Raw genomic sequence first — 13,232 nt, 5'->3', positions numbered from 1 at the left:
GGCCCGGCGGTTCCTTGACCCCCGGGCGCCGGCGCGGCTTCAGCCGTGCAGGGCGAATTCCAGCAGCGACAGCGCCGCCAGCACCCAGACGGCGCCATTGACCTGAGCGACGCGGCCGGTGGCCAGCTTCAGCACCACATAGACGATGAAGCCCAAGCCCACCCCGGTCGAGATCGAGAAGGTGAAGGGCATGGCCAGCGCCGTGATCATCGCCGGCAGGTATTCGGTGATGTCGTCCCAGTCGAGGTCGCGCAGGGACTGCGCCATCATGCCCGCGACCAGCAGCAGCGCAGGGGCGGTGGCGAAGGCCGGGATGCTGGTGGCCAGCGGCGCGAAGAACAGCGCCAGCAGGAACAGCGCCGCCACCGCCAGCGCCGTCAGCCCGCTGCGGCCGCCGGCCTGGATGCCCGCCGCGCTTTCGATATAGGGCACTGCCGTCGAGGTGCCGAGCACCGCGCCGATCACCGCGCCGCCGGAATTGGCCTGCAGCGCGCGGCCCAGCCCCGGCACCGTGCCGTCGGGCCGCATCAGCCCGGCGCGGTGGGTGGTGGCGATCAGCGTGCCGGCATCGTCCAGCAGGGTCAGCAGGAAGAAGGTGAAGACCACCGCCGGCATGCCCGGCAGGGTCAGCGCCCCCCAGATGTCCAATTGAAAGAAGCTCGGCGCCAGCGAGGGCGGCCAGGCCACGATGCCCCGCAGCTCGGTCAGGCCGAGCGGAATGCCCAGCGCCGCCACCACCAGGATGCCGATGACGATGCCGGCGCTGATGCCGCGCGCCACCAGCCCGGCCATCAGCAGGAAGCCCAGGCAGGAGAGCAGCGTGGCCGGCGCCGAGAGGGACCCGAGGGTGACCAGCGTCGCCGGGCTGTCGACCACGATGCCCATGCCGCGCAGCCCCAGCAGGCCGAGGAACAGCCCGATGCCGGCGCCGATGCCCAGCTTCATCGACAGCGGGATGGCGACGATCAGCCATTCGCGGAAGCGGGTCAGCGAGACCAGGAAGAACAGCAGCCCGGACAGGAAGACGGCGCCCAGCGCCACCTGCCAGGGCATGCCCATGCCGGCCACGACGGTATAGGCGAAATAGGCGTTCAGCCCCATGCCCGGCGCCATGGCCACCGGCATGCGCGCCCAGAACCCCATCAGCGCCGAGCCGATGGCCGCCGACAGGCAGGTGGCGACGAAGGCGGCGCCGGCATCGATGCCGGCATCCGCCATCATCGCCGGGTTGACCACGATGATATAGGCCATGGTCATGAAGGTCGCGAGGCCGGCCAGCCCCTCGCGGCGCGGCGTGCTGCCGAGGGCCGCCAGGCCGAAATAGCGCTCCACGATGCGACTCCTGATCGAGATGATGCGGCGCAGTGTAACGCGCGGCCGTCAGCCGGTCAGGCGATGCAATCGGACTTGCGGCGAGCCGGGCTCGACGGTGACCTCCCAATGGTCGGCCTGGGTGACCTGCAGCACCTGGCTCGGCCGCAGCGCCGCGATGCAGGTGCCGCCGGCATGGCGCAGGCTGTCATACAGAAGCCCATCGCCGCCTGCGGCGCGGATCGTCTCGCCCAGCGCCTGGCCGGCGGCATGGCTGTCGGGGCGATAGACCTCGGGCCATGCCGCCTGGGCGCCGCGGAGATCGAAAAAGGCCTCGCCGGCGAGGCGGGCGGTGTAGCCGCGATAGCGGCGCGACAGCCGCGGCAGGCCGGTCGCCACCGCCTCGCGCCGCAGGTGGTGGCCGACCTCGAAGGCCGCCGTCGCCAGGCTCGCCGCCGCATACCAGGCGCCGAGCGTGGCGTCGTTGAAGCGCGCGCCCTGCAGCGGCACGTGCAGGAAGCTGGCCATGACCACGCTGGCATTGGCGCGGCCCTGCACCCATTCGGCCTCGGGCAGGCGGCGCAGCCGCTCGACCACCAGCCGGTCATTGGTCCAGCCGGCCAGATCCATCACGGCCTGCGCATCGGCCGCCGTGGCCACCGTGTCGAACAGCCCGATCGGCGGGAAGCGCGAGGGGATCAGCCGGTGCGTCGGATGCGGCGCGGGGCCGTAGCGGCCGGCGGGCAGGGTCACGTGACGACCAGATCCCCGTCGGTCGCCGGCGGCGCGGCGTCATCGGCGCCGCCGGGGGCAGCGAAGATGCCGCCGCGCGCCGCGTCGAGATAGCGGCGGAGCGTCAGCAGCGCGTCCTGGGTGCCGAAGGTCAGCAGCTCGATCGGCGGGCGGCCGCCGAACACCGTCGCCGCATGCGGGCGGCGCAGCCAGGCGATGCCGTCATGCTCCGCCGCATGCAGCACGCCCAGGGCCTGGTGGATGCCGAGCACGGCTGAAATCCGCAGCAGCACGTCGACATCGAGGGTGAGCTCGCCATGCTCCCGCGCCGTGCGGGCCCATTTCTGGAAGGTCGAGCGCGGCGGCAGGCCGAGCACCAGCCGCCGCTCGGTCTCGTCCAGCCCCCAGAGATCGGCGATGGCCAGGAAGGTGCGCAGCCCGGGGGCGGAGAGGCGGCGGCGCTCGGCGGGGGCGAAGCGGGCGGCGTCCAGCCGGTCGGGGCCGCCAGCGATCCCGGCGGGCGTCGGGGCCGGGCGGGTGGTCAGCATCGCGATGGGGCCCATGGTGTCGCTCCCTCGGCTGCGGGCCCTGGTGGCGACCCGATCTGGACGATGACCATATCGGGACGAAGGCCGGGGGATGCAAGGATTTTCTGGGGCAGGGAGCGGGTGGCTTGACCGGTGCAGGTGCCCGGCCCGAGCCTGGGCGCCGCCGCCGAAAGCCCTGAGGAAGACCACCGCCGATGACCGAGCTGTTCCGCCTGCCCGCCACCGCCCTGCTGGACGGCTATCGCGCCCGAAGCCTGTCGCCGGTGGAGGTGACCCGCGCCTGCCTCGACCGCATCGCCGCGATCGATCCGGTGCTGAACGCCTTCTGCCTGGTCGATGGCGAGGCCGCCCTGGAAGCCGCCCGCCTGTCGGAAGCGCGCTGGCAGGCCGGCACCCCCTGCGGCCCGCTGGATGGCGTCCCCGCCAGCGTGAAGGATCTGTTCCTCACCCGCGGCTGGCCGACGATGAAGGGGTCGAAGACCGTGCCGCGCGCGCAGGACATGGCGGTCGACGCGCCGCCGGTCGCCCGGCTGCGCGAGGCCGGCGCCGTGCTGCTGGGCAAGACCACCACCACCGAATTCGGCCACAAGGGCGTCAGCGACAATCCGCTGACCGGCATCACCCGCAATCCCTGGAACACGGCGATGACCACCGGCGGGTCGAGCTGCGGCGCCGGGGCGGCGGCGGCGGCCGCCATGGGGCCGCTGCATCTGGGCAGCGATGGCGGCGGCTCGATCCGCATTCCGGCGAGCTATTGCGGGATCTTCGGCATCAAGCCGGGCTATGGCCGCGTCCCCGCCGCGCCGCAGGGCTTTGCCGGTTCGCTGCCGGGGGCCGGGCCTTTGACGCGGACGGTGCGCGACGCGGCGCTGATGCTGCAGGTCATCGCCGGCGACGATTCTCGCGACTGGATGGCGCTGCCGGAGCCGGGGCTCGACCTGCTGTCGGGGCTGGACGCCGGCGTGGCGGGGCAGCGCATCGCCTTCGCCCGCACCATCTCCGGCGCGCCGGTCGAGGCCGAGGTCGCCGCCGCGGTGGCAGCCGCCGCGCAAAAATTTGCCGAGCTGGGCGCGATCGTGGAAGAGATCGAGCTCGACCTGCCCGGCGGCGCCGACACCTACTACGCGATCCTCTCGGTGACGCTGGCCAGCGCCATCGCGCCGATGACCGCGGCGCAGCGCGAACTGGTCGATCCCGGCCTGCTGATCATTGCCGATGACGGGGCGCGGCTGTCCGGGCTGGACTATGCCCGGGCGCTGCATGTGGCGCGGGGCGAGCTCGGCGCGCGGATGCGGGCGCTGCACGAAAAACATTCCCTGCTGCTGCTGCCCTCGATGCCGGGCACCGCCTTCCCGGTCGGGCTCGACTTCCCGGGCGACACGGGCGGGGAATGGCGGGCGGATTGGACCCCCTTCACCTTCCCCTTCAACCTGACCGCCCAGCCGGCCGCCTCGATCCCCTGCGGCCTTTCTGGCAGCGGCCTGCCGATCGGGCTGCAGATCGTGGGTCCCCAGCGCGCCGAGGCCGCGGTGCTGGCCGCCGCCCGCGCCTATGAGGCCAGCCGCGACTGGCACCTGCCCGCCTTCGACGGCTTCTGACCCGGTCAGCTTGAGCGAGGCCGAATATGTCACAATTGCGGCATCAGGCGCCCATCTTGCGCCCGAAGCCGGTGGCAGGATCGGCCTCGCCCCCAACCGGACTCGCCTGCCATGCCTTTCGACGGCGCCGAAGCCACCCTGCCCGCCCTGCAAGCCCAGGCCCCGCTGGTCCTGGTCGATTTCGTCGCCGAGATCTTCCGGCTGGTCCCTGACCTGCGCCTGTCGGTCGAGGGGCCGGGCCATCTCGGCCAGTGGTGGATCGAGCTGGCGGCCGAGGGCATGACCCCCGCCGTCGAATGGCGCGACGGCGCCGGCTTCGGCCTTTATGGCCCCGGCCCCACCCTGCCCGAGACGCCGCGCGCGACGTTGGCCTGCCCGGTCGCCGCCGCCGCCCGGCTGCAGCGCATGATGCGCTCCTGGCAGAAGCGCGGCTAAAGCGTCCCGTTCCGGACATCGAGGATCGCCGCGGCGAAAGCCTCGGGCTTTTCCTGCGGCAGGTTGTGGCCGCCGCCGGGGATGACCCGATGCCGGTGCGGCCCGGTGAAATGCCGGGCGTGACGCGCGGTGCCGCCCGGGGCCATCACCCCGTCGGCATCGCCATCCAGGGTGATGCTGGGCACGGCGATCGGCGGCCGGGCCGCCAGCTGCCGCTCGATCGCCTCCAGCGCCGGGTCGCCGGCCACCAGGCCGAAGCGGTGCCGGTAGGAATGCACCACCACGGCGACGAAGTCGGGATTGTCGAAGCTTTCGGCGGTCGCGGCGAAGTCGGCCTCCGCGAAGCGCCAGGGCGGCGACCACAGCCGCCACAGCAGCCGGCAGAAGTCGCGGCGGTTTTCGGCCAGGCCGCGGGCGCCGCGCTTGCCATGGAGATAGTACTGATACCAGTGGCGCAGCTCGGCCTCCGGCGCCGCCGGCTGCAGGCTGGATGATATATCCTGGATGTTATAGCCGTTCTGCGAGACCAGCCCGGCCACCCGCTCGGGCCACAGCGCCGCGGCGATGCAGGCGGCGCGGCCACCCCAGTCATAGCCTGCCAGCACCGCCGGCCCGAGATCCAGCGCCGCCAGCAGCGCCCGCAGGTCGTCCCCCAGCGCCGCCTGCTGGCCGGAGCGCGGCGTCGTCGCCGCCAGGAACCGCGTCGGCCCATAGCCGCGCAGATAGGGCACGATCACCCGGGCGCCGGCCGCGGCCAGGATCGGCGCCACCGCGTCATAGGCGCGGATGTCGTAGGGGAAGCCGTGCAGCAGCAGGACCGGCCAGCCATCCGGCGGGCCGTGCTCGGCATAGGCGACCTGCAGCGCGCCGGCCTGGATGGTGTTCACCGCGACCTCTCCTCCCCTGGGGGGTGGGAGGGTAGCGCGGTCAATGCCCGGCGGTGCGGGAGAAAAGATTGATCACCAGCACCCCCGCCATGATCAGCCCCATGCCGATCATCGCCGGCAGGTCCAGGCTCTGCCGGTACCAGACCCAGGCCACCGCCGAGATCAGCACGATGCCGACGCCGGACCAGATGGCATAGGTGATGCCGACCGGGATGGTGCGCAGCGTCAGCGACAGGCAGAGGAAGGCGATGGCATAGCCCACCACGGTGATCACGCTGGGCACCAGCTTGGTGAAGCCGTCGGCCGCCTTCAGCGCCGAGGTCGCCGCCACCTCCGCCACGATGGCGATGGCGAGCCACAGGTAGGAGATGCTCATGCCCGCCCTCCTGCCGCAGCCGCGCGCCTACCGCAAGGGCGCGCGCTTGCGGCGGGGCGGCGCCTCGGCGGCCGCCGGCGCCCCGGTGAAGGGGTCGAGCAGGCCGGCGGCCAGCACTTGGTCGACGCAGCCATCGACATGGGCGCGCAGCACCGCCTGGGCGGCGGCCACGTCGCGGGCCAGGGCATGCTCCAGCAGCCGCTGGTGCTCTTCCGCCGCGATGGCGCCGCGGAAGATGACGGCCACCATCTGGTAGCGCAGGTAGCGGTCATAGACCGCCGAATGCGCCTGCAGCAGCGCCCGCGAGCCGCAGGCCGAGATCAGCGCATGGTGGAATTCCCAGTCATAGCGCTTCCATTGCGCGGGCTCGGCGGCGTCGCCCGCCAGCAGCGCGCGTTCCAGCGCCGCCAGCTTGTGATGCGCGGCGACCACGCGCCCTTCCCATTCCAGCCCGCCGGCGGCGAAGCTTTCCTGCAGCGCATGCTGTTCCAGCAGCAGGCGCAGCGCCGCGACCTCACGAAAATCCTCGGCCGAGACCGGGGCGACCTCGAAGCCGCGCTGGCCCTCGGCCACCACCAGGGCTTCCGAGCTCAGCCGGCTGAGCAGCTCTCTCAAGGTGCTGACGCTGGCGCCGTAGCGTTCGCGCATGGCGTCCAGCCCCAGCCGCTGCCCGGGCGCCAGCCGGCCGAACAGGATATCGGCGCGGATGCGGCGATAGGCGCCCTCCCCCACGGTCTGCTCGTCCATCCATCGCCCTCCCCGGCGCGCGCCCAGCATGCACCGGGCGCGGCGCAGCGCAAGATGGTGGCATTATCATCCGTCTTTTGGCGAATCATCGGATGATTCGTGATTCCGATGTTGATTCCGATGCCGTCATGAGCCAGCCTGGGGCTTAGAAGCGCCGAGGGAGCCTCGCCTTGCCTGTCATCCATGTCCTGAACGGCCCCAACCTGAACCGGCTGGGCCAGCGCGAGCCCGAGATCTACGGCCGCACCACCCTCGCCGAGGTCGAGGCCCTGTGCCGCACCGCGGCCGGCGCGGCGGAGATCGTCTTCCGCCAGACCAATTGGGAAGGCCAGCTGATCGACTGGATCCACGCGGCGATCGACGCGCCGGCCGACGGGCTGATCATCAACCCGGCCGGCCTGTCCTTCCGCTCCATCCCGCTGGTCGATGCGCTGCGCATGGTGCCGCAGCCGATCATCGAGCTGCATATCTCCAACATCCACCGCCGCGACGCGCTGCACCAGCATTCGCTGGTCTCCGGCGTGGCGACGGCGGTGATCGCCGGCCTCGGCGCGCGCGGCTATGCGACGGCGGTCACGGCGATGCTGGATCTTCTTGCCGACGCCTAGAGTCTTTCGAAGCCACCCCGAGGAACGTCCCAATGAACAAGATCGAAGAGAAGAACGGCATCGGCCGGCGCATGCTGCTGGGCGCGTCGCTGGCGGGGCTCGCGGCTCCGGCGCTCGCGCAAGGCACGCCGCCCTATCCCAGCCGCGCCGTCACCGTGATCGTGCCCTTCGCCCCCGGCGGCTCCACCGACTTCGTGGCGCGGCTGCTGGCACAGGCGCTGTCGGCCTCGCTCGGCGGCAGCTTCGTCGTCGAGAACCGCGCCGGCGGCAGCGGCACGGTCGGCCATGCGACCCTCGCCCGCGCCCGCCCCGATGGCTACACCCTGGACGTGGCGCCGACCGGCACCTTCGCCCTGGCCCCCTTCCTGTTCAGCCCGCTGCCCTATGACCCGGCCACCGCCTTCGCGCCGATCTCGCTGCTGGCGAGCAACGCCATGTTCATCTGCGTCCCCGCCAGCAGCCCGATCCGCGATTTCGCTGGATTGGTCGCCGCCGCCAAGGCCGAGCCCGCGAAACTGTCCTACGCCTCGCCGGGCGCCGGCACGGTCGGGCAGCTGGCGCCGGAGCTGATGCTGGACATGGCGGGGATCGAGATGCTGCACGTCCCCTACCGCTCCGGCGGCCTGGCGCTGCAGGCGATCCTGGCCAAGGAGACCAGCATGGGCTTCGTCGATTCCGTGACCGCCCTGCCCTACCTGGCCTCGGGCGAGCTGCGCGGCCTGGCGGTGACCAGCCGCGCCCGCGACCCCAAGGCGCCCACCGTGCCGACGCTCGTCGAAAGCGGGCTGGCCGGCTACCACGCCACCAACGACTTCGGCTTCTTCGCCCCGGCCGGCACGCCGCCCGCCATCGTGGCGAAGCTGTCGGAAGCCGCCGCCGCGGCGCTGAAGGACCCCGGCATGCGCGGCAAGCTCGACGCCGCCTCGATCGACGTGATCGGTGGCAGCGCCGAAGCCTTCCCCGCCTATCTCGCCGCCGAAGGGGAGCGCTGGGGCGCCCTCATCCGCAAGCGCAACATCCGCGCCGAGTAGCAACAGCAAGCGCCGGGGGAATGAATTCCCCCGGACCCCCTTCTTTTCTTTCTCTCCATTGGCCTTGGCAGGAGCTACGCTTAGCCTGCGGCGGAACATCTACCGGAGCCCGCCCCCATGTCCCTCGCACAACGCTACGCCGCCGGCGACGCCCCCAGCGCCATCCTGCACAACCCCACCATCGACGCGCTGCTGCAGCACCGCACCGTCCGACGCTTCGACACCGGCCGCGCCCTGCCCGAGAACCTGGTCGAAACCCTGGTCGCCGCGGCGCAATCCGCCGCCACCTCCTCCAACCTGCAAAGCTGGAGCGTCATCGCCGTCACCGACCCGGCCCGCCGCGCCCGCCTGGCCGGCCTGGCCGCCGGCCAGGGCTTCGTCGCCGAGGCGCCGCTCTTCCTGGTCTGGGTCGCCGACCTGTCGCGCAACCGCGCCCTCGGCGCCGCGCAGGGCCAGGACCTGAGCGGCCTCGACTATCTCGAATCCTTCATGGTCGCCGCCATCGACGCGGCGCTGGCGGCGCAGAACGCCACCATCGCCGCCGAGGCGCTGGGCCTCGGCACCTGCTACATCGGCGCCCTGCGCAACCAGCCCGAGCCGGTGGCGGCGGAGCTCGGCCTGCCGCCCGGCGCCATGGGGCTGTTCGGCATGGGCGTGGGCTGGCCGGTGCAAGGCCCGCACAGCGCCGTCAAGCCGCGCCTGCCGCAATCGGTGGTGCTGCACCACGAGACCTACCGCGCCGAGCCCGCCGATGCTGCCGCCGTCACCCGCTACGACGCCGCCATGGAGGAATTCTCCACCCGCGTCGGCCAGGGCAGCCAGCGCTGGGTGCCGCGCATGCTGTCCCGCCTGGCCGATGCCGCCGCCCTGTCGGGGCGCGACCGCATGCGGGCGGCCCTGACGACGCTGGGCTTCGGCCTGAAGTAGTTTTCTACTCCGCCGCCATGTCCTCGAGCGGTCGCACCGGTGTCCGGTGCCACCCCTCGGCATGGCGGCGCCAATAGGTCTCTTTTAGCTGCCGCGACAGCGGCCCCGGGCGATCGTTGCCCATGATGCGCTTGCCCAGCCGCGACACCGGCATGACGCCGCCTGCCGTGGTGGCGGCGAAGATCTCGTCGGCATCTTCGAACAGCTCGCGGGTGATTGGCGCGATCTCGGCAGGAATGCCGAGCTGCTCGCACAGCTCCAGCACCGAGCGCCGGGTGATCCCCTGCAGGCTGCCGCGATCCGGCGTCAGCACCCGGCCATCCTTGACCATGAAGATGTTGAAGCCAGGGCCTTCGGTGACGTAGCCGGCGGCATCGCACAGCACGGCGGTGTCATAGCCTTCGTCATGCGCCTCCATCAGCCCGGAGGTCAGGTCGTTCCACTGGTAGTTCTTCACCGTCGGATCGACCGAGGCATCCGGCACCCGCGGCGTGCCCGCGATCCACAGATGCGCGCCGCGCTCCTGCACATCCTTCGGGATCACGTCGATCCAGGGGATGGCATAGGCGATCAGGTGGTTCTCGCAATCAGCCGGGCGGCGCGACCCCGCGACCTTCGGCTTGCCGCGGCTGGTCACCATGGCGACATAGGCATCCTGCAGCCCGGAGAGCGCGACGCAGCGATGCAGCACCGCCTCGATCGCCGCGCGGTCCTCGGGCGGAGCAAGGCGCCGACGCTGCATGGCGCGTTCGAACCGGTCCAGGTGGTCGTCGAGCCGGAAGAAGCCGCCCTGGAAGACATGGACGACGTCATAGACGACATCCGACCGGGTGAAGCCCCAGTCGGTGACGGGGATGCTGGCCTCGGCGAAGGGCACGAAGCGCCCCTTCACATAGGCAGCGCCGTCGGCAAAGGGGTTCGCGCTCATGCTTCCGCTCCGGGGGTTTCGCGTTTCTCGATGATCTCGCCGAGATGGAGGCGCAGATAGGCCAGCCGCGCCCGCAGCGACTCTTCGGCCCGCGCCGGCGAGACATCGCCGTCTTCCGCGAAGCCCAGCGCCCAGACGGCGTCGCCGATGGTGACCGAGGTGGTGAAGGCGCGCTCCAGCGTCTCGCTCCCGGCGACCTGGAAGAAGGACAGCAGCCGGCGATACTGGATGGCGCCGATGCGGCGGTTGGCGGCGAGGTCGGCGGCGCGGATCTGCCAGCCGCTCTCGGGGCCCAGCAGCAGCCGCATGGCCACCGGATGCGCGCGGTAGAAGGCCAGCGACCGCTCGGCATGCAGCTGCGACAGATCGGCCCAGCTGTCGATCTTGCCGGGGTCGACACGGCTTTCGGCCAGCGCCTCGAAGCCCTGCATGTAGCGCTGCGCCAGGGCCAGCAGCAGCGCCTGGCTGCCCTGGAAATAGTGATAGACCGAGGCGACCGGCAGCCCGGCCTCGGCGGCGACCTCCTGCAGGCTGAGCTCGGTGCTGGCGCGACGCTGGATCACCGCATCGCCGGCATCGAGGATCACCTCCAGCCGGGCCAGCCCGCGCGCCTGGCGCGGCGCCGCGCTCATGCCGCGCCCTCGAAGCCGGCGAAGAATTCCGTCAGGCACTGGCCGAGATTGCCGACGGCATAGCCGCCCTCCTGCACCAGCGCCGTCGGCAGGCCGAGCCGCGCCAGCCGCTCGCCGATGGCGCGGAACGCAGAAAAACTGAGCGCCAGCCCCTGGCTCGGATCCTCGGCATGCGCGTCGAAGCCGAGCGAGACCACCAGCGCTTCCGGCGCGAAGCTGTCGATGCGGCGGCAGGCGACTTCCAAAGCCTCGAGATAGGCGGCGTCCTGCGCCATGGCCGGCAGCGGCAGGTTGAGGTTGTGGCCGAGCCCAGCGCCCTCCCCCCGCTCATGCGCATAGCCGACCGTGTAGGGATGGTAGTCGACCGGGTCGCGATGCAGCGAGACGAACAGAACATCGTCGCGGCCGTAGAAGATGCCCTGGGTGCCGTTGCCGTGGTGGACATCGATGTCGATCACCGCGACGCGGCGCATCCGCTGCCGCAGGGCCTGCGCGGCGATGGCGGCATTGTTCAGATAGGTCGCCCCGCCGCCCATATCGGCATAGGCATGGTGGCCGGAGGGGCGGCACAGCGCGTAGAGGACGCGCTCGCCGGCCAGCAGCCGCGCCGCCGCATCCGCCGCCAGATTGGCCGAGGCCAGGGCCGCGTCGAAAGTGCCCGGCCCGATCGGCGCCAGCTGGTCATGCATGTGGTATCCGGCGCGCCCCACCACCGAGCGCGGATAGCCGCCGACCATGCCGCGCACCGGGAAATGCGAGGGCAGCACTTCATCCGAGGCGCCGGGCAAGGCGGTCCAGTCGCGATGCGCGGTCTCGAGGAAGTCGAGATATTCCGGCGTGTGCACGGCGGCGACCGGGCCGCGGCCATGTTCGGCGGCGTCACAGATCTCGTGGCCGCCGGCGCGCACGGTGGCCAGCAGCTGCTCGGCCCGCTCCGGCACGTCGCGCCCGGCGGAGAAACCGCCCAGCCGCATCACCCGCTTCGGCGCGTGCAGGGCGTGGCGCGGGCTGAACAGGACCTTCATGCCAAATCCGATTTTCTTCCGGTTTTGGACCGTCCCACGTGGCCTCGCCAACGGTCAAGCGGAATCATGACCGAATCAGTTCGGCTTCTTCGGGTACAAAAAAAGGGGCCCTGGTTTCCCAGGACCCCATGTCGGACCCCTTAGAAAATCACCGCATCGGGGGGGCGTATTGCAGGCCACCCTTGGTCCAGAGGTTGTTGATGCCGCGCTGCACGCCGAGCGGGGTGATGCTGCGCTCCCACATCTCGCCGAAATTGCCGACCGACTTGATGACATTCACCGCCCAGTCCGGCGCCAGGCCCAGCATCTTGCCCAGGTCGCCGCTGCGGCCCATGAAGCGCTGCACGTCGGGGTTCTGGTTGTCGGCGAAGCTCATGACATTGGCCTGGGTGATGCCCATCTCCTCGGCGGTCAGGCCGGCGAAATGCGCCCAGCGGACGATGTCGAAGAACTTCCAGTCGCCCTTGCGCACGGCAGCCCCCAGCGGCTCCTTCGAGATGATCTCGGGCAGCAGCAGATACTGCTCGGCATTGGCGCCCTGCGAGAAGCGGAAGGCGGCCAGCGACGAGGCGTCGGTGGTGAAGACGTCGCAGCGGCCATTGATGAAGGCGCTGCGCAGCTCCTCGAGATTCTCGATGACCAGCGGGTTCAGCCGCAGCTTGTTGGCGCGGAAATAATCGGTCAGGTTCAGCTCGGTGGTGCTGCCCGGCTGCACGCAGACCGAGGCGCCGTCCAGCTGCCTGGCCGAGGTGACGCCGAGCGACTTCTTCACCATGAAGCCGGTGCCGTCATAGAAGTTGATCGAGGCGAATTCGAGGCCCAGCGCCGCCTCGCGCCCCAGCGTCCAGGTGGTGTTGCGCACCAGCATGTCGACTTCGCCGGATTGCAGCGCCGGGAAGCGGTTCTGCGAGGTGGTCAGCACGAAGCGCACCTTGTTGCCGTCGCCCAGGATGGCGGCGGCGACCTGGCGGCAGCCATCGGCGTCCAGCCCGCGCATCACGCCCTGGCTGTCGGGCAGGCTGAAGCCGGCGGTGACGCCGGTGACGCCGCAGACCAGCTCGCCACGGGCGCGGATGGTGGCGACCGTGTCGGCCACAGGCTGCGCCTGGACAGCGGCGGCGACGCCGAAGGTGGCAAAGGCGCCGAGCAGCGCAGCGAAGGGTCGGAACACGGCGGTCTCCCAATCAGGTGGCCAGGGCCGCAGCTTCCGCCGCAGCACCCCCTGCCCGCAAGCCGCGCCACCGGGCGAAATGCCGCCGCCAGACCGCGGGCTGGCGGCGCTTTGGGCAGTTTTTCGCCGGTTGCCCAGCGAATCACCCACGCCGGGCCGGTGTCATGCCGCCTGGGCTTGCGCCTCCTGCCACAGCGCCGGAAATTCCTGCAGGATGCGGGCGAGATCCGCCGCGCCATTGTAACCGTGGAAGCTGAAGCGGACCCGCCCCCGCCC

General features: G+C 71.3%; 15 protein-coding genes. 5 read left to right on the top strand and 10 right to left on the bottom strand.

From position 1 onward, the window contains the following. Positions 1–39: 39 nt before the first annotated feature. From GVN67_RS14005 to GVN67_RS13995, 3 genes are read right to left on the bottom strand one after another with little or no spacing between them, the layout of a single operon-like run. Complete coding sequence (locus tag GVN67_RS14005) at positions 40–1,335, bottom strand: NCS2 family permease (RefSeq protein WP_159996987.1); 1,296 nt, start codon at positions 1,333–1,335, stop codon at positions 40–42. Between the two features lie 45 nt (positions 1,336–1,380). Further along, positions 1,381–2,064 (bottom strand): RES family NAD+ phosphorylase, encoded by a 684-nt coding sequence (locus GVN67_RS14000; protein ID WP_200845255.1) that lies wholly within the window; start codon positions 2,062–2,064, stop codon positions 1,381–1,383. After that, positions 2,061–2,606, bottom strand: a complete 546-nt coding sequence (locus GVN67_RS13995) for an MbcA/ParS/Xre antitoxin family protein (RefSeq protein WP_235035297.1) — start codon at positions 2,604–2,606, stop codon at positions 2,061–2,063. Before GVN67_RS13995 ends, GVN67_RS14000 begins: the two co-directional genes overlap by 4 nt. 179 nt (positions 2,607–2,785) lie before the next feature. On the opposite strand from GVN67_RS13995, the gene GVN67_RS13990 reads away from it, so the two are divergent. Both GVN67_RS13990 and GVN67_RS13985 read left to right on the top strand, forming a co-directional pair. Next, positions 2,786–4,189 carry an amidase gene (locus tag GVN67_RS13990; protein WP_159996929.1) on the top strand — a complete coding sequence of 468 codons (1,404 nt, stop codon included), beginning with the start codon at positions 2,786–2,788 and terminating at the stop codon, positions 4,187–4,189. Positions 4,190–4,300: 111 nt separating this feature from the next. After that, positions 4,301–4,624 carry a hypothetical protein gene (locus tag GVN67_RS13985; RefSeq protein ID WP_159996927.1) on the top strand — a complete coding sequence of 108 codons (324 nt, stop codon included), beginning with the start codon at positions 4,301–4,303 and terminating at the stop codon, positions 4,622–4,624. Here GVN67_RS13985 and GVN67_RS13980 read toward each other — a convergent pair. The 3 genes from GVN67_RS13980 to GVN67_RS13970 are packed head-to-tail and all read right to left on the bottom strand — an operon-like array spanning position 4,621 to position 6,634. Further along, positions 4,621–5,511, bottom strand: a complete 891-nt coding sequence (locus GVN67_RS13980; RefSeq protein WP_159996925.1) for an alpha/beta fold hydrolase — start codon at positions 5,509–5,511, stop codon at positions 4,621–4,623. The genes GVN67_RS13985 and GVN67_RS13980 overlap by 4 nt on opposite strands. Before the next feature lie 40 nt (positions 5,512–5,551). Continuing rightward, positions 5,552–5,887 carry a multidrug efflux SMR transporter gene (locus tag GVN67_RS13975; protein ID WP_159996923.1) on the bottom strand — a complete coding sequence of 112 codons (336 nt, stop codon included), beginning with the start codon at positions 5,885–5,887 and terminating at the stop codon, positions 5,552–5,554. A gap of 27 nt (positions 5,888–5,914) precedes the next feature. After that, the gene (locus GVN67_RS13970) at positions 5,915–6,634 is read right to left on the bottom strand and encodes a GntR family transcriptional regulator (RefSeq protein WP_159996921.1); all 720 of its coding nucleotides are present in this window, start codon (positions 6,632–6,634) and stop codon (positions 5,915–5,917) included. A gap of 170 nt (positions 6,635–6,804) precedes the next feature. Here GVN67_RS13970 and GVN67_RS13965 point away from each other — a divergent pair, with 170 nt between their 5' ends. The 3 genes from GVN67_RS13965 (at position 6,805) to GVN67_RS13955 (ending at position 9,200) form a co-directional block, all read left to right on the top strand. After that, a complete protein-coding gene (locus GVN67_RS13965) occupies positions 6,805–7,242 on the top strand; it encodes a type II 3-dehydroquinate dehydratase (RefSeq protein WP_159996919.1) in 438 nt (145 codons plus the stop codon). A 32-nt stretch (positions 7,243–7,274) separates the two neighbouring features. Next, on the top strand, positions 7,275–8,273 hold the full coding sequence (locus tag GVN67_RS13960; RefSeq protein WP_159996917.1) for a tripartite tricarboxylate transporter substrate binding protein: 999 nt from the start codon (positions 7,275–7,277) through the stop codon (positions 8,271–8,273). A gap of 117 nt (positions 8,274–8,390) precedes the next feature. After that, entirely contained in the window at positions 8,391–9,200 is an 810-nt protein-coding gene (locus GVN67_RS13955) for an NADPH-dependent oxidoreductase (RefSeq protein WP_159996915.1), read from the top strand. A 4-nt stretch (positions 9,201–9,204) separates the two neighbouring features. On the opposite strand, the gene GVN67_RS13950 is transcribed toward GVN67_RS13955, so the two are convergent. The 4 genes from GVN67_RS13950 to GVN67_RS13935 all read right to left on the bottom strand — a co-directional run bounded on the left by GVN67_RS13950 (position 9,205) and on the right by GVN67_RS13935 (position 12,956). Next, positions 9,205–10,128, bottom strand: coding sequence for an aminotransferase class IV (locus GVN67_RS13950; protein WP_159996913.1), 924 nt, complete (start codon positions 10,126–10,128; stop codon positions 9,205–9,207). After that, a complete protein-coding gene (locus tag GVN67_RS13945; protein WP_159996911.1) occupies positions 10,125–10,760 on the bottom strand; it encodes a TetR/AcrR family transcriptional regulator in 636 nt (211 codons plus the stop codon). The genes GVN67_RS13950 and GVN67_RS13945 overlap by 4 nt, the downstream gene beginning before the upstream one ends. After that, on the bottom strand, positions 10,757–11,785 hold the full coding sequence (locus tag GVN67_RS13940; RefSeq protein ID WP_159996909.1) for a histone deacetylase family protein: 1,029 nt from the start codon (positions 11,783–11,785) through the stop codon (positions 10,757–10,759). Before GVN67_RS13940 ends, GVN67_RS13945 begins: the two co-directional genes overlap by 4 nt. A 148-nt stretch (positions 11,786–11,933) precedes the next feature. Continuing rightward, the gene (locus tag GVN67_RS13935; protein WP_159996907.1) at positions 11,934–12,956 is read right to left on the bottom strand and encodes an amino acid ABC transporter substrate-binding protein; all 1,023 of its coding nucleotides are present in this window, start codon (positions 12,954–12,956) and stop codon (positions 11,934–11,936) included. Positions 12,957–13,232 lie beyond the last annotated feature (276 nt).

Source organism: Roseomonas sp. 18066 (assembly GCF_902706185.1).
Classification (GTDB): Bacteria; Pseudomonadota; Alphaproteobacteria; order Acetobacterales; family Acetobacteraceae; genus Pseudoroseomonas.
The sequence above is the reverse complement of the archived record's forward strand: the minus strand, read 5'-3'. Positions and strand labels throughout refer to the sequence as shown.